Annotated in this window: 20 protein-coding genes; 9 read left to right on the top strand and 11 right to left on the bottom strand. The window is 69.1% G+C overall.

Annotated elements, in window-relative coordinates; genetic code table 11:
- Positions 1 to 376 precede the first annotated feature (376 nt).
- Entirely contained in the window at positions 377 to 1,855 is a 1,479-nt protein-coding gene (gene dnaB / locus ABEA26_RS19340; RefSeq protein ID WP_345593842.1) for a replicative DNA helicase, read from the top strand.
- A gap of 56 nt (positions 1,856 to 1,911) precedes the next feature.
- Positions 1,912 to 3,297 carry a serine hydrolase domain-containing protein gene (locus tag ABEA26_RS19345; protein WP_345593844.1) on the top strand — a complete coding sequence of 462 codons (1,386 nt, stop codon included), beginning with the start codon at positions 1,912 to 1,914 and terminating at the stop codon, positions 3,295 to 3,297.
- An 84-nt stretch (positions 3,298 to 3,381) separates the two neighbouring features.
- Here ABEA26_RS19345 and ABEA26_RS19350 read toward each other — a convergent pair whose 3' ends face one another.
- From ABEA26_RS19350 to ABEA26_RS19380, 7 genes are all read right to left on the bottom strand, one after another.
- The gene (locus tag ABEA26_RS19350; RefSeq protein ID WP_345593846.1) at positions 3,382 to 3,834 is read right to left on the bottom strand and encodes a GNAT family N-acetyltransferase; all 453 of its coding nucleotides are present in this window, start codon (positions 3,832 to 3,834) and stop codon (positions 3,382 to 3,384) included.
- A 319-nt stretch (positions 3,835 to 4,153) separates the two neighbouring features.
- Positions 4,154 to 5,020 (bottom strand): GNAT family N-acetyltransferase, encoded by an 867-nt coding sequence (locus ABEA26_RS19355; RefSeq protein WP_345593848.1) that lies wholly within the window; start codon positions 5,018 to 5,020, stop codon positions 4,154 to 4,156.
- Between the two features lie 141 nt (positions 5,021 to 5,161).
- Positions 5,162 to 5,644 carry an NUDIX domain-containing protein gene (locus ABEA26_RS19360; protein ID WP_345593850.1) on the bottom strand — a complete coding sequence of 161 codons (483 nt, stop codon included), beginning with the start codon at positions 5,642 to 5,644 and terminating at the stop codon, positions 5,162 to 5,164.
- A gap of 66 nt (positions 5,645 to 5,710) precedes the next feature.
- Positions 5,711 to 6,616, bottom strand: a complete 906-nt coding sequence (locus ABEA26_RS19365) for a LysR family transcriptional regulator (protein ID WP_345593852.1) — start codon at positions 6,614 to 6,616, stop codon at positions 5,711 to 5,713.
- Between the two features lie 231 nt (positions 6,617 to 6,847).
- A complete protein-coding gene (locus ABEA26_RS19370; RefSeq protein ID WP_345593854.1) occupies positions 6,848 to 8,026 on the bottom strand; it encodes a cystathionine gamma-lyase in 1,179 nt (392 codons plus the stop codon).
- Positions 8,023 to 8,517 (bottom strand): low molecular weight protein-tyrosine-phosphatase, encoded by a 495-nt coding sequence (locus ABEA26_RS19375; protein WP_345593856.1) that lies wholly within the window; start codon positions 8,515 to 8,517, stop codon positions 8,023 to 8,025. The genes ABEA26_RS19370 and ABEA26_RS19375 overlap by 4 nt, the downstream gene beginning before the upstream one ends.
- A gap of 5 nt (positions 8,518 to 8,522) precedes the next feature.
- Positions 8,523 to 8,900: a phage holin family protein gene (locus ABEA26_RS19380; protein ID WP_345593858.1), complete on the bottom strand. Its 378-nt coding sequence runs from the start codon at positions 8,898 to 8,900 to the stop codon at positions 8,523 to 8,525.
- 59 nt (positions 8,901 to 8,959) lie between these two features.
- Here ABEA26_RS19380 and ABEA26_RS19385 point away from each other — a divergent pair, with 59 nt between their 5' ends.
- The 4 genes from ABEA26_RS19385 (at position 8,960) to ABEA26_RS19400 (ending at position 11,248) form a co-directional block, all read left to right on the top strand.
- The gene (locus tag ABEA26_RS19385) at positions 8,960 to 9,277 is read left to right on the top strand and encodes a cupin domain-containing protein (protein WP_279565173.1); all 318 of its coding nucleotides are present in this window, start codon (positions 8,960 to 8,962) and stop codon (positions 9,275 to 9,277) included.
- A gap of 177 nt (positions 9,278 to 9,454) precedes the next feature.
- Positions 9,455 to 9,667 (top strand): DUF5326 family protein, encoded by a 213-nt coding sequence (locus tag ABEA26_RS19390; protein ID WP_007388908.1) that lies wholly within the window; start codon positions 9,455 to 9,457, stop codon positions 9,665 to 9,667.
- A 318-nt stretch (positions 9,668 to 9,985) separates the two neighbouring features.
- A complete protein-coding gene (locus tag ABEA26_RS19395) occupies positions 9,986 to 10,711 on the top strand; it encodes an IclR family transcriptional regulator (protein ID WP_345593861.1) in 726 nt (241 codons plus the stop codon).
- Positions 10,712 to 10,810: 99 nt separating this feature from the next.
- Positions 10,811 to 11,248, top strand: coding sequence for an SsgA family sporulation/cell division regulator (locus tag ABEA26_RS19400; protein WP_055422101.1), 438 nt, complete (start codon positions 10,811 to 10,813; stop codon positions 11,246 to 11,248).
- Positions 11,249 to 11,308: 60 nt separating this feature from the next.
- On the opposite strand, the gene ABEA26_RS19405 is transcribed toward ABEA26_RS19400, so the two are convergent.
- Positions 11,309 to 12,862, bottom strand: a complete 1,554-nt coding sequence (locus ABEA26_RS19405; protein ID WP_345593864.1) for a YibE/F family protein — start codon at positions 12,860 to 12,862, stop codon at positions 11,309 to 11,311.
- 253 nt (positions 12,863 to 13,115) lie between these two features.
- On the opposite strand from ABEA26_RS19405, the gene thiC reads away from it, so the two are divergent.
- Both thiC and ABEA26_RS19415 read left to right on the top strand, forming a co-directional pair.
- Positions 13,116 to 14,909, top strand: coding sequence for a phosphomethylpyrimidine synthase ThiC (gene thiC, locus ABEA26_RS19410; protein ID WP_345593865.1), 1,794 nt, complete (start codon positions 13,116 to 13,118; stop codon positions 14,907 to 14,909).
- A 261-nt stretch (positions 14,910 to 15,170) separates the two neighbouring features.
- Positions 15,171 to 16,655 (top strand): VWA domain-containing protein, encoded by a 1,485-nt coding sequence (locus ABEA26_RS19415; RefSeq protein WP_345593867.1) that lies wholly within the window; start codon positions 15,171 to 15,173, stop codon positions 16,653 to 16,655.
- Positions 16,656 to 16,679: 24 nt separating this feature from the next.
- Here ABEA26_RS19415 and ABEA26_RS19420 read toward each other — a convergent pair whose 3' ends face one another.
- The 3 genes from ABEA26_RS19420 to ABEA26_RS19430 all read right to left on the bottom strand — a co-directional run bounded on the left by ABEA26_RS19420 (position 16,680) and on the right by ABEA26_RS19430 (position 20,314).
- Entirely contained in the window at positions 16,680 to 17,549 is an 870-nt protein-coding gene (locus ABEA26_RS19420; RefSeq protein ID WP_345593869.1) for a hypothetical protein, read from the bottom strand.
- A 182-nt stretch (positions 17,550 to 17,731) separates the two neighbouring features.
- Positions 17,732 to 18,838, bottom strand: a complete 1,107-nt coding sequence (gene sppA, locus ABEA26_RS19425) for a Ser/Thr/Tyr protein phosphatase SppA (RefSeq protein WP_345593871.1) — start codon at positions 18,836 to 18,838, stop codon at positions 17,732 to 17,734.
- Positions 18,839 to 19,201: 363 nt separating this feature from the next.
- Positions 19,202 to 20,314 (bottom strand): LacI family DNA-binding transcriptional regulator, encoded by a 1,113-nt coding sequence (locus tag ABEA26_RS19430; RefSeq protein ID WP_345593872.1) that lies wholly within the window; start codon positions 20,312 to 20,314, stop codon positions 19,202 to 19,204.
- A 409-nt stretch (positions 20,315 to 20,723) separates the two neighbouring features.
- Here ABEA26_RS19430 and hisC point away from each other — a divergent pair, with 409 nt between their 5' ends.
- Positions 20,724 to 21,803, top strand: coding sequence for a histidinol-phosphate transaminase (gene hisC, locus ABEA26_RS19435; RefSeq protein WP_345593873.1), 1,080 nt, complete (start codon positions 20,724 to 20,726; stop codon positions 21,801 to 21,803).
- The last annotated feature ends 141 nt before the right edge of the window (positions 21,804 to 21,944 follow it).

A 21,944-nucleotide genomic window follows, 5' to 3' on the forward strand; every position in this document is an offset into this window, starting at 1 on the left:
GCACGGTGAGAAGCGATCTCGGTCCAAGTGCGAAAGTTTTTCTCCTGCACAGGGAGTGGATGGTGAAGGTGCAGCTCAGGGTGGGTTTCCAGGTGAGGTCGAGGGCTTGTTCACAGGGCTGTCCACTGGGTCGTGCACAGGTTTGGGCGAGTTCTCCACAGCATCTGGCCTGTCGTCCACATGGCCTGTGGATAACCAGATTGGCTGACGGTGCCGGCAGGCCTACGGTGGTCCGGCACATGCTCCGTCCGCCGACTTGTGAACCGACACAAAGCCGACGCGTCAGAACCGGAGTTGGGCGTCCTATTTGTCAGTGCCGTGCCGTAGAAATGAGGGCACGGCGAGGTCCGCTCGGCGGACAGGAGGAGGTGGCTCGGTGAGCATTTCCGAGCCCTTGGACGACCCGTGGGCCGACAGCGGTCCCAGCGATCGTCTGCCCGCTTCCCGCCGCCGCAGTGACGGGGGCCGCGGCCGCGACGATCAGCATGAGCGCGGTCCGGACCACGCTGCTTGGGACAGCGGCGGGCCGTCGTTCGAGCGGGTGCCGCCGCAGGACCTTGATGCCGAGCAGTCCGTCCTCGGCGGCATGCTTCTGTCCAAGGACGCCATCGCCGACGTCGTCGAGATCCTCAAGGGCCACGACTTCTACAAGCCGGCCCACGAGACGGTGTACCAGGCCATCCTCGACGTCTACGCCAAGGGCGAGCCGGCCGACCCCATCACGATCGCCGCCGAGCTCACCAAGCGCGGTGAGATCAACAAGGTCGGCGGGGCCTCGTATCTGCACACCCTCGTCCAGACCGTGCCGACGGCAGCGAACGCCGCGTACTACGCGGAGATCGTGCACGAGCGTGCCGTCCTGCGCCGTCTTGTGGAAGCCGGCACACGGATCACGCAGATGGGATACGCGGCCGACGACGATGTCGACGAGATCGTCAACCGTGCCCAGGCGGAGATCTACGCCGTCACCGAGCAGCGCACCAGCGAGGACTACCTGCCGCTCGGCGACATCATGGAGGGCGCGCTCGACGAGATCGAGGCGATCGGGTCGCGCAGCGGCGAGATGACCGGTGTGCCGACGGGATTCACGGACTTCGACTCGCTGACCAACGGCCTGCACCCCGGCCAGATGATCGTCATCGCGGCGCGTCCCGCCATGGGCAAGTCGACCCTCGCGCTGGACTTCGCGCGAGCCGCATCGATCAAGAACAACCTGCCGAGCGTGATCTTCTCCCTCGAGATGGGGCGCAACGAGATCGCGATGCGACTGCTGTCCGCCGAGGCTCGCGTCGCGCTGCACCACATGCGGTCCGGCACGATGACGGACGATGACTGGACCCGTCTGGCCCGCCGGATGCCGGACGTCTCGGCGGCTCCGCTCTACATCGACGACTCTCCGAACCTGTCGATGATGGAGATCCGCGCCAAGTGCCGCCGTCTCAAGCAGCGCAACGATCTCAAACTGGTCATCATCGACTACCTCCAGCTGATGCAGTCCGGCGGTTCCAAGCGTGCGGAGAGCCGTCAGCAGGAGGTTTCGGACATGTCCCGTAACCTCAAGCTCCTGGCCAAGGAGCTGGAACTGCCAGTCATCGCGCTCTCCCAGCTGAACCGTGGCCCCGAGCAGCGCACCGACAAGAAGCCGATGGTCTCCGACCTGCGTGAGTCGGGATCCATCGAGCAGGACGCCGACATGGTCATCCTGCTGCACCGCGAGGACGCCTACGAGAAGGAGTCACCGCGTGCGGGCGAGGCCGACCTGATCGTGGCCAAGCACCGTAACGGCCCGACGGCGACGATCACCGTTGCCTTCCAGGGCCACTACTCGCGTTTCGTGGACATGGCGCAGACCTGATCCCCGGCACGGGAAATCGGCTCGACTTGGGATGCCCGGGCCGATGGACTGGAAGCATGACGACACAACAGGAAGAGTTGCTCCCCGCCACCCGCCGGGCGCTGCTGCACCGGATCGCCGTGGCACAGACCGAAGGGCGCACCCCGTCGCTCGTCGCCGCGGTCGTCCGGGACGGGCGTGCCGTGTGGCACGGGGCCCGGACCTCGGTCGAAGGACACGGCCCGGACGAGAACGTGCAGTACCGGATCGGCTCGATCACCAAGACGTTCACCGCTGTTCTCGTTCTGCGACTGCGTGACGAGGGAGTGCTCGACCTCGGGGACCCGCTGGAGAAGCACCTGCCGGGTACCGGGGCGGGCGAGGCCACCATCGCCGAGTTGCTGGCGCACTCGGGCGGGTTGGCCGCCGAGTCGCCCGCACCGTGGTGGGAGCGCACGCCGGGTTCTCTGCGGCCCGAACTTGCCGATGTGCTGGGCAAGCAGCCACTCCTGCACCCGGCGGGCCGTCGGCACCATTACTCGAACCCCGGCTATACCCTGCTCGGCGCGCTGGTCGAGAAGGTGCGTGGCGCTCCGTGGGAGGAGGTCCTGCGGCGGGAGGTGCTGGAACCGCTGGGGCTGGGCCGCACGACCGGACGCCCTCTGATGCCACACGCCGGTGGCTGGGCGGTACATCCGTGGGCGGATGTGCTGATGGCCGAGCCTGCCGAAGACCTCGGGCGGATGGCCCCTGCCGGGCAGCTATGGTCCACCACCGCGGACCTGGCACGGTTCGCCGTCTTCCTGACGAAGGGGGACGACAGGGTGCTGAGCGCGGAGACCGTGCGCGAGATGCGAGAGCCCGCGGCGCCGACCGAGGCCGTGGATGTTGTGGACGGAGCCGCGTACGGCCTCGGTCTGCAGCTCCGGCGCTGGGACGGACGGCTGCTCGTGGGGCACTCCGGCTCCCTGCCGGGTTTCCTGGCGAACCTCACCATCAGCGTGGAGGACGACGTTGCCGCGGTGGTACTGACCAACTGCACGTCCGGGCCGCTGCCGGCCTGGGTCGGTGCCGATCTCGTGCGCATCGTCGCCGAGGCGGAGCCCCGGATCCCCGGACCGTGGCGTCCCCTGCCGGAGGTCGACACCTCTGTGTTGGAGTTGGCCGGGCAGTGGTACTGGGGGACCCAGGCGTTTGCCCTGCGGCTGATGTCCGGTGGGGGAGTCTCGCTGGAGCCGCTGTCGGGCTATGGCCGCCGCTCATGCTTCCGGGCGAACGGTGAGGGCACGTGGACAGGGCTCGAGGGCTACTACGCCGGGGAATCCCTGCGAGCCGTGCGGCGCCCGGACGGTTCCGTGAGTCACCTGGATCTGGGGTCGTTCGTGTTCACGCGTCAGCCGTACGACGAAGGGGCCCCTGTGCCGGGAGGAGTGGACCCGAAGGGGTGGCAAGGGATCGGCTAGGCATCTCGACCGGAGCCGTGGGTGTGGTGCCCTGTTTCACGTGAAACAGGGCACCACGGAGAGCAGCTCAGGCGGAGCGTCCACTCAGAGCTGCAGCTTGAAGCCCGTGTGCGAGGCCGAGAAGCCGAGGCGCTCGTAGAAGCGGTGGGCGTCCGTACGGGTTTTGTCGGAGGTGAGCTGCACCAGGTGGCAGCCCTGCCGACGGGACTCGTCGACCGCCCACTCGATGAGCTGGGTGCCCAGCCCGCTGCCGCGTTCGGCGGCGTGGACCCGGACACCCTCGATGAGGGATCGGGTGGCGCCGCGCCGGGACAGGCCGGGGATGATCGTCAACTGGAGGGTGCCGACGACGCGGTCGTCGCGGACTGCGACGATGAGGTGCTGGTTCGGATCGGTACTGAGCCGCTCGAACGCGACCAGGTAGGGGCCCAGGTCGTCCGGTGACTCCCGTTGGGCGCCCAAGGGGTCGTCGGCGAGCATCGCGACGACCGCTGGGATGTCGTCCTCGGTGGTGGGGCGTACTTCAAGATCTCCCATGGCCGCACCTTACGCAGAGGTAGCAGGAAGGCGGCACGGCGTGGGCTCGCCTCAAGGCGGCGCGTCTCGCTCGTCATCTTGATGCCGGTCCCGGTGGCGTTGGTGGAGATGCCGCGATGGCCGGTGGGGCACAGGTAGCGCTCAGGCAGACCTCGGTCGTCGAGCCGGCCCGGCGGCCTCTTCCCCACGTTGCCCAAGGCGGTGGACCGGCCCGCTGCTGTTCATCACGAGCGGCGCATCCGTACACCGCCACGCGCCTTACGGAGAACCGGCTTCGTCGTACCCGACGCCGTTGCCAACGAGAGACGGCCCGCCGCGGTCAGCCCGCCGCCACCGTGAGCGGCGCGAACCGCCGGTTCCAGTCTCCGGGCAGCTCGGCGATTCCGTACGTCATGACCACGTTGGGCGCGAGGGAGGCGAGGCCGTGCGCCTTCGCCCAGGCCAGCAACTCCTCGTGCCGTACGTCGATGTCCGTGCGCAGCGGGCGGTCGGTGCGCGCGGCGAGGGAGCCGATGAGCGCCTTGGCCGTCTCCGTGTCGCGGGCGATCAGGGGGCCTACGACGTGGGTGTCCATATTGGGCCAGGCGGCGGCGTAACCGATGAGTCGGCCGTGCTCCTCGGCGACACGCAGCTTGTCGGCGAAGGCCGGCAGCCGCGTGATGATGTGGGTGCGGTCGGCGCCGAACACCTCCTCGTCGAGCCGAAGGATCGCGGTGAGGTCCTCGGCCGTGGCCGCGCGCGTGGCGACCCGGGGTGCGGGTCCGCCCGGAGCGAAGCGTCCGCGTACCATCTCCACCCGGCCGGTGGCCTTGAAGCCGAGCTCCTCGTAGAGCGGCCGGCCGTACGGAGTCGCGTGGAGGGTCAGGGGAGTGGGGCCCAGCGCGGAGACGACGTGACGCATCAGCCGACGTCCGACGCCTTGGCGGGCGTGCCGCTCGGCGACCAGCACCATGCCGATGGCGGCGAGGGAGGGCTGTTCCCGCGGCCCGTACTCGGTGACGGTGCAGGCGCTGACAAGACCGCCTTCCGGGTCGTCGATGCCGTAGCCCTTCCCGGCTGTGAGGAGGAATCCCCACTTGTGCTCCTCGCGCAGCCACCCCCGGTCTTCGGACAGGTCGGCGCATGCGCTGAGATCGCGGAGCGTCAGACGGCGGATCGGCAGAGAGGCGAGGGAAGGTGTCGGCACGCAGGTCAGGCTGTCCGACAACAGTGGTCCGCGTCCACCACTTTCCGGTGGAACACGCGATCTTTTGGCCATGCTGTGGCCGAGCGCACAGCGGCCCGTCATCCGCTGGACGCGGCGGCGGTCGGCAGCCCCTCGCCGGTGTCAGTCCAGGTCAGGGGCGTGCATGGCACGCACACCCTCGATGTTGCCGTCCAGGTAGTGCCGCAGCGACAGCGGTACGAGGTGGACGGAGGCAATCCCGACCCGGGTGAACGGCACCCTGACGATCTCGTACTCACCGGCGGGCTCGTCGACCTCGGGGCCGTGACGCAGAGCCGGATCCATGGACTCCAGGTGGCAGACGAAGAAGTGCTGCACCTTCACGCCGGTCGCGCCCTCGTCCTCACCGATGTGTTCCACCGTGTCCACGAAACACGGGACCACGTCGGTGATCTTGGCGCCGAGTTCCTCGTACACCTCGCGATGCAGGGCGTCCACGACGGTGTTGTCATCCGGCTCCACTCCTCCTCCGGGAGTGACCCAGTAGGGATCGACACCGGGCTTGGTGCGCTTGATCAGGATCAGGTGGTCGCCGTCCAGGAGAACGGCGCGGGCGGTGCGCTTGACCACGGGTCGGACGGTCATGGGGAAGATGTGGCCCGGCTGGTTCCACGTGAAACATCTGGGCGCTCACCGCGCGAACCCGTTGGCTCAGTTCCAGTCGGCGGCCGCCCGCAGCAGCCCCTCATGGGCGCGGGCAATGTGCGGCATCGCCAACGTGCCGGTACGCACCACCAGGAAGTAGGTGCGCAGCGGTGGTACCGCCGGGTCATGCAGAGCGACGACGGCACCGCGCTCCAGTGCCTCGGCGCACAGGTAGCGGGGCAGTACGGCGAGCCCGGCCCCCGCGACCGTACAGGCGAGTACCGCACGCAGGTCGGGGGCGATGACCGTGCCAGGGGCGGCAGGGCGGGTGTCGAAGACGGACGCCCAGTAGCGGGCGACAAAGGGCAGCGACTCGTGCACCTCGACGACGGGAATGTGTTTCAGAGCAGGTGCGACGGTGAGGCGGAGCTCTGCGGCGCCGGTCCGCTCCGCCCAGCGTGGCGCGGCGACCAGGACATGCTCCTCGTCGCAGAGCGGAGTCGCCGTGAGGAGCGAACCGCGTGGCCGGGCCGTGCCGATGGCCAAATCGTGACGCCCGGCGGCCAGGCCCTCGAGGGCCTCCTCGGCGTTGCCGAACGAAGCGCGCAGGGCGAAGACCTGTCCGTCCTCGCCGGTGAGCTCCGTGAGTACGGGAAGTGCCCGCTCGGCGGTGAACTCGGGAGGGCCGGCGAGATGCAAAGTCCTCAGCGAGGAGTCGTCGTCCACCCCGCTTTCGGCGATCTCCACCAGGGCGTCGAGGTGTGGGGCGGCCTTGTGGGCGAGTTCGTCACCGATGGTCGTCGGGGTGACGCCGCGGGCCTGCCGCAGAAACAGGGGGCGCCCGAGCTGCCGTTCCAGAGTGCGGATCTGTGAGGTGACGGCAGGCTGGGAGACGCCGAGCAGGGCTGCCGCGCGGGTGAAGGAACCGGCTCGGTGCACGGTCACGAAAGTGCGCAGCAAGGCCAGGTCCACGAGAAATCCTCCCCCTCCACCGTCCTCCTCCAGCCCGTCGGCCGCGCTCAACTATAAATATGTCGATAGGTCGCTGTCGTTACTGTGATTGGACACTGACGCGGAGTCAACTAGCCTTGACTCCGCGGTTCTTCACGCGCGGAAACGGAGGGCGGTCCGAGCCACGAGGGGGGAGGCTCGGACCGTTCGTCGTACCCGGCCGGACACGGTACGGTCGCTGTGCGGCCGCGGTCAGTTCGCCGATTCCTCCAGCGCGCGCAGCAGATCAGCGATCAGGTCCTCGGGGTCCTCCGCGCCGACCGACAGCCGGACGAAGCCTTCCGGCACCGCGTCGCCGCCCCAGCGTCCGCGCCGCTCGGCCGTGGACCGGACCCCGCCGAAGCTGGTCGCGTCGTCCACGAGCCGCAGCGCGTCGAGAAAACGATCGGCACGGGCGCGCGTGGACAGTGTGAAGGAGACGACGCACCCAAAGCGCATCATCTGCTGCGAGGCGACGGTGTGCGAGGGGTCGTCGGGCAGCCCCGGGTACCGCAGTCCGGTGACCTCGGGCCGCGTCCGGAGGGCTTCGGCCACCTTGAGCGCGGTGGCGTTCTGCCGGTCCACACGCAGCTGGAGGGTGGCGATCGAACGGTGTGCGAGCCAGGCCTCCATGGGGCCGGGGATCGCACCGACGATCTTGCGCCAGCGCCTTACGGCGGCCATTGCATCGGCGTCGCGGCCGGCCACGTAACCCAGCAGGACGTCACCGTGGCCGGTGAGCTGCTTGGTGCCGCTGGCTACCGAGAAGTCGGCACCGAGCTCCAGCGGTCGCTGTCCGAGGGGCGTGGCGAGCGTGTTGTCGACGGCGACCAGGGCGCCACACGCATGGGCCGCCCTGACGAGCCGTCGGACGTCGCACACGTCGAGCCCGGGGTTCGACGGCGTCTCGATCCACAGCAGTTTTGCTCCGTCCAGGATGTCGAGCTGGGCGTCCCCGCCGGTCGGCGCGGTGCGTACCTCGATGCCGTACGCCTCCAGCTGGGCCCGGACCAGCGGCAGCGCCTGGTAGCCGTCGTCGGGCAGGACGGCCGCGTCACCGGCACGCAGCTGCGAGAAGAGCACCGAGGAGATCGCGGCCATGCCGGAGGCGAACACGAGTGTCTCGACGTCGTCCTGCCCGGGCGCCTCCAGCTCACCGACGGCGCGCTCGAGGAGTGTCCAGGTCGGATTCTCGTCGCGGCCGTAGGTGTACGGCCCGGTCGGCTCGCCCGGCAGATGGAAGTGGGCGGCGAACACGGGGCCGGGCAGCGTCGGCTCGTGCTTGACGGGATCGGGCAGTCCGGCCCGTACCGCACGCGTGCCGTGCCCGGCGCCGGCAGGGACCCCCCTCGCGCCCGTACCGGCTCCGTCGTTCGTGGCGGGATCGCTCATGCCGCCCGTCCTTCCACTTGCTCGCGCACCGCGGCGAGCAGCCCGGTGCTCGCCGTCTCCACCATTTCAAGGCATTCCCCGAAGCCGTCGACTCCCCCGTAATAGGGGTCGGGCACGTCGAGATCGCCACGGTCGGCGGCGGCGTCGTAGGAGCGCAGCAGCCGCACCTTGACCGCGTCCTGCTCTGTGGGCGCGAGGCGGCGCAGGGCCCGCAGGTGGCCGGTGTCGAGGGCGACGACGAGGTCGAGGCGGGAAAACCAGGACGGTTGGAACTGGCGGGCCGTGTGGGCGACGCCGTAGCCGTTCTCCTCCAGGACGGTCACGGCGCGGGGATCGGCGCCCTCGCCCTCGTGCCAGCCGTCGGTGCCGGCGCTGTCGGCCTCGACCAGGCCGTCCAGCCCGGCGTCCACCACGCGCGCGTGGAAGACGGCCTCGGCCATCGGAGAGCGGCAGATGTTGCCCGTGCACACGAAGCAGACGCGGTAGGTCATCGGGATCAGTCCTTGTCGGGCAGGAACGCGTTGAGGGCCCAGGAGACGATTGAGATGATCAGTCCGCCCAGGACGGCGGTCCAGAAGCCGTCGACGTGGAAGCTCAGGTCGAGCTTGTCGGCCAGCCACGATGTGAGCAACAGCATCAGCGCGTTGACCACCAGCGTGAACAGCCCGAGGGTCAGGATGAACAGTGGGAAGGTCAGTAGCTGCACGATCGGCTTGGCCAGCATGTTCACCAGGCCGAACACCAGTGCGACGACGATGAGGGTGGCGGTCTTCTCGCCGGTGCTGCCTCCGGTCAGGGTGATCTTGTCGAGCAGCCACACGGCGACCGCGAGGGCGCCGGCGTTGGCGATCGTCTTGACTAGAAAATTCTTCATGTGTCTGATCGTGGCAGACGCGATCGGAAACGAACGGTGAGGCAGGGGCGGACGAGGCGATGAAGGCATTCCGGCTGGACGAACTGGAGGCGGAGCGTGCCGCCAACGACGGTGCCTACCTGCAGTTCCTGCGCGAACGGAACATGTCGGTCGGTCTGTACGCCCTCGACGCGGGTACGGCCGACCCGCAGCAGCCGCACGGGCAGGACGAGGTGTACTTCGTGGTGAGCGGGCGGGCCGCGATCACCGTGGGCATGGAGACGACCCAGGTCGCCCGCGGCAGTGTGGTGTACGTGCCGGCCGGGGTCGCGCACAAGTTCCATCACATCAGCGAGGACCTGCGGGTTCTGGTGGTGTTCTCTCCGCCCGAGAGCTGAGCCGCGCCCCCCGGGGTTCCCTAGGGGATCGGTCAGGGGGAGACAAGGGATGCGAGGGCCCTGCCGGGACCCTCGCGGCCCTAGCATCGAGTGCAGGACAACAGAAGATTCCCAGAGGGATACCGGGCCACCCGAGGACCCGGCACTCGAACGGGCGGAAAGGTAAGGACGAGGGCGATGCGAGAGATCTTCACGGGACTGCCATGGTGGGTGAAGTGGATCGCGGTGCCGGTCATCGCCCTGGTCGTGTTCGGCGGGCTGATCGCCAGTGTGGTCGGCTTCGTGATCGGACTGCTGTTCAAGCTGCTGGTCTTCGTCGCACTCGTCGGCGGACTGATCTACGTCGTACGCAAGTTCATGTCGAGTTCTTCGTCACGCAGCGACTGGTGAGAGCCGTGGGGAACCGGCGGCGGTAACAGGAATAGCCGGTTCCCTCGCGCGAGGGAAGTTTCCCGGACGGGCCGTCGGCGAGCGGTGATCGGCGATTAGAGTCCGGAACTCCACGCGGGGGCGACCCCGTGAGTGGCGTACACCCCCACCCGTGTTCCCCGCACGGGCTGCCCCCTCGCGTTCCGGGAGTGCCCCTTGGCCACGGCTGACACCGCATTCGTTCCGCTGCACGCACTGCCCGTGCAGCCCCACTCGACGCCTCGGACACCCGCCAGGGCTTCCTCCGCGGACCCTCCGACCGCGACTCTCATCGGCTCCGTGCAGCGGGCGATGCGCCTTCTGGAGTGCGTCGCCGAGCACGAGTACGGAGCCCCCGCCAAGCAACTGGCCCGTGAGGCGGGCCTGGCACTGCCCACGGCGTACCACCTGCTGCGCACTCTGGTGCACGAGGGATACCTGCGCCGTGAGAAGGGGCTGTTCTTCCTCGGCGAGGCCGCCGAGCGGCTGAGCAGCAGCGGAGCAGAGCAGAAACGTCGCAGCACGGTGGTCGACGCGCTGGCGCACATGCGCGACACGATCGGCGTCCCCGTCTATTACGCCATGTACCGCGACGGCGAGATCGAGATCAGGTGCGTCTCCGACACACCGGGCAATCCGGCGGTGGAGGAGTGGGCGGATTTCCGAGAGACCGGGCACGCGCACGCCATCGGGCAGTGCCTGCTGTCGCAGCTGGACGAGGATGCCCGCCGTGACCACCTGGACCGGTACCCCGTGCAGCCGGTCACGCCGTACTCGGTGCGCGACGGCCACAGTCTGCTGAAGCGAATGGAACGCGTGCGGCGGATGACGCCGGTGACCGAACGCCAGGAGTATGCCCTGGGGACGGTGTGCGCGGCGATCCCGATCACCGTCGGCACCACGGCGGCGACGATGGCCATTTCCCTCCCTCTCCAACAGGCCGGTCGGCTGCTGTCCGCGGCGGACCGGCTGCAGCATGAGGTGGGACGGCTTCTGGGGTCACTCGCGATCTCTATCAGTATCTGAAAACTCACTCCTTGTGATCTGGTGTGTACGTTAAGCAAGATGCCATCAGTGTTAGAGGTTTGATTCCCGGACAGTCGACGGCGAATGACGGGGTAGGCGATGGGCGAGTCCGTACAGGCAGAGGTCATGATGAGCTTTCTCGTGTCCGAGGAACTCTCTTTCCGCATTCCCGTGGAGCTGCGCTACGAGACCTGTGATCCCTACGCCGTGCGACTGACCTTCCATCTGCCCGGGGACGCGCCGGTGACCTGGGCCTTCGGCCGGGAGTTGCTGGTCGACGGGGTGGGCCGGCCGTGCGGCGACGGTGACGTGCGTATCGCCCCGGTCGATCCCGAGCCGCTGGCCGAGGTGCTGATCAGGCTTCAGGTCGGCAGCGACCAGGCGCTGTTCCGTTCGTCTGCGGCACCCCTGGTGGCGTTCCTCGACCGGACCGACAAGCTGGTCCCTCTGGGACAGGAGGGCGCGCTCGCCGACTTCGACGCCCACCTCGACGAGGCCCTGGACCGCATCCTGGCGGAGGAGCAGAGCGCGGGCTGAACCGTTACGTCAGCTCCACGGCGGTGGCGTAACGCTTCGCCAGGGCCGGTCGGCGCTGAGTCAGCGCTTACGGCGGCGACCCCGTCCGCGAACGGGAGCCGCACCGGTATCCGGCGTCGTCCCAGAGGCCTGTGCCACCGGACGGTCGACCGGTCGATTGCCGCCCGGCCGGTCGGCCGACACGACGAGGGCCGCGAGCGCCGTGGTGACCGGGACGGACGCCACCAGGCCGATGGAGCCGACCAGTGTGCGCACGATCTCCTCCGCGACCAACTCGCTGTTGGCGACCATCCCCACCCCGCTCTGCGCGATCGAGAACAGCAGCAGCAGCGGCAGCGCGGCACCCGCGTAGGCGAGGACCAGCGTGTTGACGACCGAGGCGATGTGGTCCCGCCCGATACGGATGCCCGCGCGGTACAGCGCGCGCCGGCCCATCGTCGGGTTGGCCTCGTGCAGTTCCCAGACGGCCGATGTCTGGGTGACCGTCACGTCGTCGAGGACACCGAGTGAGCCGATGATGACCCCGGCGAGCAGTAGGCCGCTCATGTCGATCGTCGGGTACAGGCCGTGGATGAGGCCGGTGTTGTCGTCCGTGTTCCCGGTCAGCGCGGCCCAGTCGATGAACAGCGATCCGAGAACGCCGATCAGCAGCAACGAGATCAGGGTGCCGAGTACCGCCACGGATGTACGGGCCGACAGGCCGTGGCACAGATACAGCGCGATCAGCATGATGGCGCTGGCCCCGACCACCGCCACGGCCAGCGGGTTCGACCCCTGCAGGATCGCGGGCAGGATGAAGAAGTTCAGCAGCAGGAAGCTCATGGCCAGCGAGACCAGGGCCATGAGGCCCCGCAGCCGTCCGACGACCACGACGGCGAGGGCGAAGATGCCGGCGAGGAGGGCCAACGGGAGCCGACGGTTGATGTCGGTCACCGAGTACTGCAGGTCCTTTGGCGCGGAGGGCTCGTAGGCGACCACGACCTTCTGCCCCTCCCGCAACTGCCGTGACTGGTCCGGCTGCACGATCTCGGTGAACGTACGGCCCTTGTCGCCGCCGCTGTCGACGCGGATCGTCGCCCGCTTGCAGTCGCCGTTCGCCTGCTGCACCGCGGAGGAGCCCTCGGCGGTGGAGGTGTCGCCGGTCGGGGGGACGCCCGAGGCGTTGACGGACTGGCAGCTCAGTTCGACCACCTTGGTGACTGTGCCCTTCTCCGTCTGCCGGTCGAAGCCCACTCCGGTGCGTTCGTGCGGCGGGGCACCGCCCGGCCACAGCACCGCGAGCCCGATCAGCACGGCCGTGGCGAACGGGATGAGTACCGCGGCGATGACCTTTCTCAGGTGCCGGGAGACGGGCGCCGCCGGCCCGTGCCCGTGCCCGTGCCCGTGCCCGTGCGTATGCCCGCCACCGCCCCCGCCCCCGTGTCCCCCGGAACCACCGTCTCCGGCACCGTGCCCACTGCCCGCACTGTGCCCGTCGCTCGTGTCATGTCTGCCACTGCCCGCGTTGTGACGGCCGACGGGGGCGTGCCCGGCTACGCGGCCATTGTGGTCCTCGGCACTCGGTCCCGGGCGGGGCTCGTGCGGCGGAAACGGGGGATGCTGCGGTGTGGTCACCGGCCGATCATCGCAAGAACCTGGGAGGCCCTCTGTTCACCGCGCCCGAATTGACGCTAGCGTGGAGGCACCTTTGTACACGCGGGAGCTCGGAGCACCGGGCTGAGAGGGCGCTGACCTCCGTCCCAGCGATGTTTCACGGGAAACGTCACCGAATCCGAGTGACGTTCCCCACGAAGCGTCAGCAGACGGAAGCCGCTGCGTCGACCGCCGAACCTGTTACCGGGTAATGCCGGCGTAGGGAGTAGGTCTCATGACCATCAAGGACGCACGCACGCCTGCCTCCACGCAGAACTCCGCCCAGGAGGAGCCCACAGAGGCCGGAGAGTCCATCGGCTGGCACAAGGCGTACGTCGAGGGCTCGCGCCCCGACCTGCGCGTGCCGGTCCGGCAGGTGCGCCTCACCAACGGGCAGTCGGTCACGCTGTACGACACGTCGGGCCCGTACACCGATCCGCACGTCGACACGGACGTCCGCAGGGGGCTGTCTCCGCTGCGTGAGAACTGGATCATTGCCCGCGGCGACACCGAGGAGTACGCGGGCCGCCCCGTTCGTCCCGAGGACGACGGAATCAAGCACACCTCTCCGCGCGGCGGCCTGCGCAACCTCGACGCCGTCTTCCCCGGACGGCCGCGTCAGCCGCGCAGGGGGAGGGGCGGCGACGCCGTCACGCAGCTCGCGTACGCACGCAGGGGCGAGATCACGCCCGAGATGGAGTACGTGGCCGTGAGGGAGGGCGTCTCGCCGGAAGTGGTCCGTGAGGAGATTGCAGCCGGCCGGGCCGTACTCCCCGCCAACGTCAACCACCCGGAGATCGAGCCGATGATCATCGGCAAGCGGTTCCTGGTGAAGGTCAACGCCAACATCGGCAACTCCGCGGTGACGTCCTCCATCGAGGAGGAGGTCGACAAGATGACCTGGGCGACCCGGTGGGGTGCCGACACCGTCATGGACCTGTCCACAGGCCGCAACATCCACACCACGCGCGAGTGGGTGCTGCGCAACTCCCCCGTTCCCATCGGGACAGTGCCGCTCTACCAGGCCCTGGAGAAGGTGGACGGCCGGGCGGAGGCGCTGACCTGGGAAATCTACAGGGACACCGTCATCGAGCAGGCCGAGCAGGGTGTGGACTACATGACGGTCCACGCCGGAGTGCGCCTGGCGTATGTGCCGCTCACCGCGAACCGCAAGACCGGCATCGTCTCGCGTGGCGGCTCGATCATGGCGGCATGGTGCCTGGCGCACCACAGGGAGTCGTTCCTCTATGACAACTTCGAGGAGCTCTGCGAGATCCTCGCCGCCTACGACGTCACGTACTCACTCGGCGACGGCCTGCGGCCGGGCTCGATCGCGGACGCCAACGACGAGGCGCAGTTCGCCGAGTTGCGCACGCTCGGGGAACTCAACCGGATCGCCAAACGTTTGAACGTACAGACCATGATCGAGGGCCCGGGCCACGTCCCGATGCACAAGATCAAGGAGAACATCGACCTTCAGCAGGAGATCTGCGATGAAGCTCCGTTCTATACGCTCGGCCCCCTGACGACGGACGTCGCGCCGGCGTACGACCACATCACCTCCGGCATCGGTGCCGCGATGATCGCCTGGTGGGGCACGGCCATGCTCTGCTACGTCACGCCCAAGGAACATTTGGGCCTGCCCAACCGTGACGACGTCAAGACCGGGGTCATCACCTACAAGATCGCCGCCCATGCCGCCGACCTCGCCAAGGGGCACCCAGGCGCGCAGGAGTGGGACGACGCACTGTCGGACGCCCGCTTCGAGTTCCGGTGGGAGGACCAGTTCAATCTGGCCCTCGACCCGGATACGGCACGGGAGTTCCACGACGAGACGCTGCCGGCCGAGCCCGCCAAGACGGCCCACTTCTGCTCCATGTGCGGGCCGAAGTTCTGCTCGATGAAGATCTCGCACGACATCCGACGTGACCACGGAGGCAGCAAGGCGGAGATCGAGGCGGGCATGGCCCAGAAGTCGAAGGAGTTCGCGGCAAGCGGGAACCGGGTGTATCTGCCGCTGGCCGACTGAGCACCCTCCGCTCCGACCTCACGCTGAGCCGTCCCGTGTAGGTGTGGCGGGGCGCTCAGTGTGAGCCGGGGACCGATGGCTTTCCGGGAGGGACCACCACACCGGACGAGCCGGCGGCCGCGTAGCGCCGGTATCCGTCCGGCCCTGGGCGCGGCGTTGCCTCTGTCGGGACACCCAGCCGTAGGAAGGTCGGGCGGGCAGGAGCGGTCGCCGGGGCCTGCCCCCTCCCCACCGAGGGGTTCGGCTGGGCAGACTGGGCGCATGACAGCCACCTCCCTGAGCAAGGGCGCCAACCTCGCCATCGACTCTCCCGCGGTGCGTGCCGAACTCGTCTGGTCCGCCGGTCCGGGGGTGCCGGAGGTCGATGCCTCCGCGCTGCTGCTCACCACGGCCGGACGGGTGCGGGACGACGGTGACTTCGTCTTCTACAACCAGCCTCGCCACGCTTCCGACGCGGTGGGGTATCTGGGCAAGCAGGACGGCCACGGTTCCGGCGCGGGTGTCACGACCGACGCCGTCGAGGTGGACCTGCGCTCGGTGGAACCGACCGTCGACCGCATCGCCCTGTGTGCCTCGGCTGACGGCGGGACGTTCGGTCAGGTTCCGGGGCTGTCCCTGCGCCTGCTGGACGCCGGGAACCGCACCGAGCTGGCCCGGTTCGACATCACGGCCGGGACGGAGACCGCCATGGTCGGCGGCGAGCTGTACCGGCGCCAGGGGAAGTGGAAGTTCCGTGCGGTCGGGCAGGGATACGCCACCGGCCTCGCGGGGCTGGCCACCGACTTCGGCATCAGTGTGGACGACACTCCCCCGGCTGCCGCGCCCCCCGCCCCGTCCACGACAGCGGCTCCCGCGCAGTCCCCGCCCCCGGCGTCACCGGTGTCCCCGCCACCGCCCGTATCGACGGCTCCGTCTGCGCCGTCCGCTCCGACTGCTCCGCCCACGGTGACGGCCCCGCCGCAGGCGACCACCGACTCCGGCCCCCGCCTCACCAAGGGCGAGGAACAGCTTCCCGTGGACATGCGCAAGCGGCTGTCCCTGCGCAAGGAACAGGTCGCGGTCAGCCTGACCAAGCACGGGGCGGCAGGTGCCACCGCGCGCGTCATCCTGGTCCTAGACGCCTCCGGGTCCATGTCCTTCCTCTACTCCAAGGGCGTGGTCACGGACGTCGTGGAGCGGATGGCCGCCGTGGCCGCGCAGCTGGATGACGACGGTGAGATGCAGGCATGGACCTTCGCCTCGAATCCCGCCCGGCTGCCCGACCTGCGCCTGGGTGAGCTTCCCGAGTGGCTCCGTCTGCACGTACGCGTGGGAGAGATCAGCCTGTTCCGCCGTGGTCGGAAGAAGGGCCTGCACCCCGAGCAGGTCGACATGCGGGCGGTCGGCATCCAGAACGAGGAGCAGAAGGTGATCGCCGAGATCCGGGCCTATGTCCGGGACAACCCGGCGTCGGCTCCGACCCTGGTGCTGTTCTTCTCCGACGGTGGTGTCTACCGCAACGCCGACATCGAGCGGGAGCTGCGGGAAGCGGTGGAGGAGCCCGTCTTCTGGCAGTTCGTGGGTCTCGGGCGGTCCAACTACGGGGTCCTCGAGCGGTTCGACACTCTGCCGGGCCGCCGCGTCGACAACGTCGGTTTCTTCGCCGTGGACGACATCAGCACCGTCCCGGACCCGGAGCTGTACGACCGTCTGCTGTCCGAGTTCCCGTTGTGGATCACTGCCGCCGGCCGGGCGGGCATCCTCTGATCCTTTGCCCGCCCGGGCCGGTGGCTATTCGGGCCGGTGTTCCGGGCCGCCGAAGTCCGGGCTGCTGTAGTCCGGACTCGAGTAGCGCGGACGCGGACCGGCCTCGGGGCCGCCGTCGGGGCTCGTGAAGCCGGGACGGCCGTAGCCGAGGTGCGGCATGCGGCTGCTCGGCCTTGCCAGGCCCGTACGGTGCAGTGCCGCCGTGCTCGGGTCGGCCAGTGCCTCGCGCAGGAACGGCAGGATGCCGCGTTCCAGCAGGGCGTCGTGCCAGGCATTCCTGGCCCGGACCACTTCCTCGTCGCGTTCGTCGTAGAAGTGGGACTCGGCGGAGGGGCGGTTGCGCAGCGCGGTGAGCAGCAGGCCCACCGCGGCGACGAGGATCGCCACCGCGGTCACGGCGCCGAACACCCATCCGGTGGCGAGCATGGTCTGTGCGAAGGCCTGCCCTGGATCGAGCATCTTCAGGATGTACCCGACGAGCAGGAAGATCGCCGCGGCGGTGCCGGCCAGGACGGGTGCCAGGACGGCGACGACTGCGACGGCACCCGCGCCGGCCGCCTCGGCGACCTCGCCCATGGTGGCGGCGAACCCCACCGCGCTCGTGCCCGGCTCGTCGGAGCCGGACTCGCGCGTGGACGACGACGGGGCGGACGGTGCCGGATGGCGCAGTTCCTCGCGGACCTTCACGTAGTGCTGGTACTCGGTCGTGGCCGCCGCCGTGATGAGGGCGGTGGCGTTGAGTGCCATGGTGCGCAGTTGTTCGGGCTTGAGCCGCCGTCCGACAGCGGCCAGTTCCGGGCGGTGTGGTGCGGAGCGCAGCGCCTCGTCGAGGATCCGCTCGTACTCCTTGCGGTCCTCGTTCGACAGGTACTGCGGAACGCTGTTCATGTGCATCCCCCGATGCTCCGTAGGGCTTGGGGCTCGCATGCCAACGAGCCGTCGGGCAGAAACGGAGGGGAGCCTGCTACGGATAAGCCGATGGTAGAGCGGTGACGGTGGGTGGTGACAGGGGGTTTCCAGAAATTGGGTGCCGACGTGTGCGGACGTGACCGCGGTGCGATCGGTCCGGTGAACCGTCAGGCGTCGAGCGGCAGTTGCTGGACCAGCAGCTTTCCGGCCATGGTCACGCCGCCGTCCATCGCGATGGCCAGTCCGTCCGCGTAGACGTGAGGTCCTTCCACCGCTGTACGGGTGTCGTCCTCGCCGTCCTCGGAGCCGACCTCGCCCAGCAGGTAGGGGATGGGGCTGTGTCCGTGCACGATCCGCGTGCCGCCGTACGTGTCCAGCAGGGAGCGCACGGCGTCGGCGCCGCCCTCGTCGCGGAAGGAGAAGCGCTTGGTGAACTTGCGGAACAGGTCCCACACCTCTTCCGCGTCGTTGCGTGTGAGCGCCTCGCGGACGGTGTCGTTGACCTCCTCGATGGAGCGGCCGTAGTCGAGGTAGGTGGTGGCGTCCGAGTGGACCAGGAGGTGGTCGTCGACCTCTTCCATGGCGTCGAGACGGGCCATCCACTGCAGGTGGTGGTCCTGCAGTCGGTCCATGTCGGTCTTCTGACCGCCGTTCAGCAGCCAGGCCGCCTGGAAGGTGGCGGTGCCCGCGCCGGAGTTGACGGGCGTGTCGCCGAACCGCTTGGCGCCGAGCAGCAGCAGCTCGTGGTTGCCCATCAGCGCCTTGCAGTAGCCACCGGCCGCCGCGGCTTCGGCGGACAGCCGCATCACCAGGTCGATGACGCCGATACCGTCCGGGCCGCGGTCCGTGAAGTCACCGAGGAACCACAGGCGGGAGGTGCCCGCGCACCACTGCCCGGCGGCGTCGATGAGGCCCTTCTCCCGAAGGGCGGCCAGCAGCTCGTCGAGGTAGCCGTGCACGTCGCCGACGACGAACAGTGGGCCCTGGCCCCTGGAGGGCTGCTGCGCCGGGACCGGCTCGGGGTCGACGATCACCTGGACCGTGTCACCCCGACGGATGACGGGCAGATCCCGCTGAGTGGGTGTGTACCCCTCCGGGAGGGCTTCCTCGTACCCCTCCTCGGAGGGCGGAGTGGCTTCTCCCGCGCGCGTGCCGGTGGCGGCGTACGGAGTGGTCTCGTGGACGTACGCGGGCACCCGGAAGTCGCGTACCGTCGCCGTCCGCTCCACCTCGGGTCCCTGACCGGCCCCCTGAGTCATCGACCCCTCCACCATCGCGCCGCATCTGCACCGCTTCGGACTGCCTGGTCGCAGCGGCCCGCGGTGTGTGGGCCCATCATAGGAATGCGGATCGCGCTGTGTGATGACCCAGGGGTGGTGAATCAGGACAGGACTCCGGTTCACTGTGGCTTTCGCCCTGATTGAGCCCGGCTTGCCCCGCCCGCGACGGCGGATCGGCAGGCCCCGGACGAGCCGGGCGCTGCCCCCGAACTCCCCGTCGTCGTTCCGCGCGGCATGCCGCCGTGCCTCCGCGGGGCTGCACCCGTGCCTGGGTGGCACGGCCCTCGGCCCCGCATGGCACTTGCTCATGCTCCCGCCGCTCCCGCGTCGGCCGGCCCCGCGTTCCCCGAGGCGGCCCTACTCGCCCTCGGGTGACCGCGGAGGGCTGACGGTCGTACGGGGCGGGCGGCGCTGCGACGACGTACGCACGATCAGTTCGGTCGGTATCACCTGCTCGACCGGCTGGTCCGAGTCGAGCCCCTCGATGGCGTCGATGAGGACCTGGATCACCGCCGTGCCGATGCGGCGGGGTTTCAGTGAGAGGGTCGTGATGGGTGGCTCGGTGCTGGCGTACACGGTGGATTCGCTGCAGCAGACCAGCAGCAGGTCCTCCGGGACGCGCAGCCCGTAGCGGCGGGCGGCGGCGAGCAGGTCGGTGCCGTTCGGGTCGAACAGGCCGTAGACGGCGTCGGGCCGGTCGGGGCGGGCGAGCAGCCGGTCGGCGGCGACCGCGCCGGCACACGGATCGTGGGCCGGGTAGGCCTCGTAGACCGGGGCCTGGCCGACGCGCTCGCACCAACGCAGGTAGGCGGTGGTCGACAGATGGGTGTACGTGTCGGTCGTCGTGCCGGTGAGCAGGCCGATCCTGCGGGCGCCGGCGTCGGCCAGGTGGTCGAGGATGCCGAGGACGGCGGCCTCGTGGTCGTTGTCGACCCAGGCGGTGACGGGGAGTGAGCCGGCCGGGCGTCCGTCGGAGACGACCGGTAAACCCTGGCGTACCAGTTCGCTGACGACCGGGTCGTGGTCCGAGGGGTCGATGACGACCGTGCCGTCGAGGGCGACGTTGGACCACACGTCGTGGCGCGAGGTCGCCGGAAGGATGACGAGGGCGTAGCCACGGGCGAGCGCCGCGGACGTGGCGGCACGCGCCATCTCGGCGAAGTACGCGAACTCGGTGAAGGTGAAAGGTTCATCCCCGTACGTGGTGACGGTCAGGCCGATGAGTCCGGACTTGCCGGTGCGCAGCGTGCGGGCGGCGGCCGAGGGCCGGTAGCCCAGTCGGTCGGCGACCTCGCGCACATGGCGCCGGGTGGCATCCGGGAGTCGGCCCTTGCCGTTGAGGGCATCGGAGACGGTAGTGATGGATACTCCGGCGGCGGCGGCCACGTCCCTGATGCCCGCCCGGCCCGGCCGGCTGCCTCGACGTGAGGTTTCCGCGCGGCTCACCTGGTGCTTCCCTGCTGCTGTCATGGCGAGCCGATAGTAGGGCTCATGGGGTGGGGTAGGGCGGACGCATATGCATGCGTTGACAGTCACGTTTCTGCAAGATCACTAGGGTGTAATAGCCTCGGAAACCAAGCCACTTGGACTTGAGCACCCCTGTACCTGGTGTGTCGGACAGTGAGGACCTGCCAAGTGGCGGATGTTGCGAAGAGGTCTCAACTCACCTGCACGGGGGATGCGCGCTACGGCGTGAGCCACCGGCGCGTAGATATATGTGCGGCGCGCCCCCGAATCGTGCGCCTTCATGTGCTGATGCCCCCGATTCCCGTGGCGCGAGTGTGACGGACGAGGTCTGGCCTCGCCTATACGCAGCGGCGCCGAATCCTCATAGGGTAAGAAGTATTCGATTCCGGTGGTGGTCACGAGGAGGACTGCGGTGAGCGAGACGAGCCCCAAGCTGCGCGCCGAACTGGAGGGTATTCCCACCTACAAGCCGGGAAAGCCCGCTGCGGCCGACGGCCCGGTGGCCTACAAGCTGTCCTCCAACGAGAACCCCTATCCGCCGCTGCCGGGCGTGATGGAGACGGTGACGGCCGCGGCCGCGTCCTTCAACCGGTACCCGGACATGGCCTGTACGTTCCTGATGAGCGAACTGGCGGACCGGTTCGGGGTGCCCCTGACTCACCTGGCCACCGGGACGGGCTCGGTGGGCGTGGCCCAGCAACTGATCCAGGCGACCTCGGGCCCGGGCGACGAGGTGATCTACGCCTGGCGCTCCTTCGAGGCGTACCCGATCATTACGCAGGTCAGTGGCGCGACGTCTGTGAAGGTGCCGCTGACGCCGGGTGACGTGCACGACCTGGACGCGATGGCGGCCGCTATCACCGACCGGACCCGGCTGATCTTCGTCTGCAATCCCAACAACCCGACGGGCACGATGGTGCGGCGCGAGGAGTTGGAAGGCTTCCTCGACCGGGTGCCGAGCGATGTGCTGGTGGTCCTCGACGAGGCCTACCGCGAGTTCATCCGCGACCCCGAGGTGCCGGACGGTGTCGAGATCTACCGTGAGCGGCCCAACGTCTGTGTCCTGCGCACCTTTTCCAAGGCATACGGACTCGCCGGCCTGCGGGTCGGCTTCGCGATCGCCCATGAGCCGGTGGCGGCGGCGCTGCGCAAGACGGCGGTGCCCTTCGGCGTGAGCCAGATCGCGCAGGAGGCGGCGATCGCCTCTCTGCGGGCGGAGGACGAGCTGATCGGCCGGGTCGGTTCGCTGGTGTGTGAGCGCACGCGCGTGGTCGACGCACTGCGCGGGCAGGGCTGGACGGTGCCGGAGACCCAGGCCAACTTCGTGTGGCTGCGCCTGGGGGAGCGCACGGTCGCCTTCGCCGACGCCTGCGAGCGTGCCGGCGTGGTCATCCGGCCGTTCCCGGGTGAGGGCGTGCGGGTGACGGTCGGGGAGAGCGAGGCGAACGACATCTTCCTGAAGGTGTCGGAGGAGTTCCGCAAGGAGCTGTAGGTTCGCCGCCGTCGCGCGGGTCGCTCGTCTACGCGCACGCCGCCGCAACGCGCCCGGTCATCCGTCGTACACGCAGGTCGCTGCGCAGAGACGGCCAGGTGTGCCGGTTTCATCTGTTTCACGTGAAACAGATGAAACCGG

Source organism: Streptomyces marokkonensis, assembly GCF_039539045.1.
In the GTDB taxonomy this organism is placed as follows: Bacteria; Actinomycetota; Actinomycetes; order Streptomycetales; family Streptomycetaceae; genus Streptomyces; species Streptomyces marokkonensis.

Coding starts and splice junctions, on each gene's coding strand:
- ABEA26_RS19350 (WP_345593846.1), bottom strand. CDS start 3,834: ATGGGAGATCTTGAAGTACGCCCCACCACCGAGGACGACATCCCAGCG.
- ABEA26_RS19375 (WP_345593856.1), bottom strand. CDS start 8,517: ATGACCTACCGCGTCTGCTTCGTGTGCACGGGCAACATCTGCCGCTCT.
- ABEA26_RS19345 (WP_345593844.1), top strand. CDS start 1,912: ATGACGACACAACAGGAAGAGTTGCTCCCCGCCACCCGCCGGGCGCTG.
- ABEA26_RS19390 (WP_007388908.1), top strand. CDS start 9,455: ATGCGAGAGATCTTCACGGGACTGCCATGGTGGGTGAAGTGGATCGCG.
- ABEA26_RS19360 (WP_345593850.1), bottom strand. CDS start 5,644: ATGACCGTCCGACCCGTGGTCAAGCGCACCGCCCGCGCCGTTCTCCTG.
- ABEA26_RS19380 (WP_345593858.1), bottom strand. CDS start 8,900: ATGAAGAATTTTCTAGTCAAGACGATCGCCAACGCCGGCGCCCTCGCG.
- ABEA26_RS19415 (WP_345593867.1), top strand. CDS start 15,171: ATGACAGCCACCTCCCTGAGCAAGGGCGCCAACCTCGCCATCGACTCT.
- ABEA26_RS19370 (WP_345593854.1), bottom strand. CDS start 8,026: ATGAGCGATCCCGCCACGAACGACGGAGCCGGTACGGGCGCGAGGGGG.
- ABEA26_RS19400 (WP_055422101.1), top strand. CDS start 10,811: ATGGGCGAGTCCGTACAGGCAGAGGTCATGATGAGCTTTCTCGTGTCC.
- ABEA26_RS19430 (WP_345593872.1), bottom strand. CDS start 20,314: ATGACAGCAGCAGGGAAGCACCAGGTGAGCCGCGCGGAAACCTCACGT.
- ABEA26_RS19420 (WP_345593869.1), bottom strand. CDS start 17,549: ATGCACATGAACAGCGTTCCGCAGTACCTGTCGAACGAGGACCGCAAG.
- ABEA26_RS19385 (WP_279565173.1), top strand. CDS start 8,960: ATGAAGGCATTCCGGCTGGACGAACTGGAGGCGGAGCGTGCCGCCAAC.
- thiC (WP_345593865.1), top strand. CDS start 13,116: ATGACCATCAAGGACGCACGCACGCCTGCCTCCACGCAGAACTCCGCC.
- sppA (WP_345593871.1), bottom strand. CDS start 18,838: ATGGTGGAGGGGTCGATGACTCAGGGGGCCGGTCAGGGACCCGAGGTG.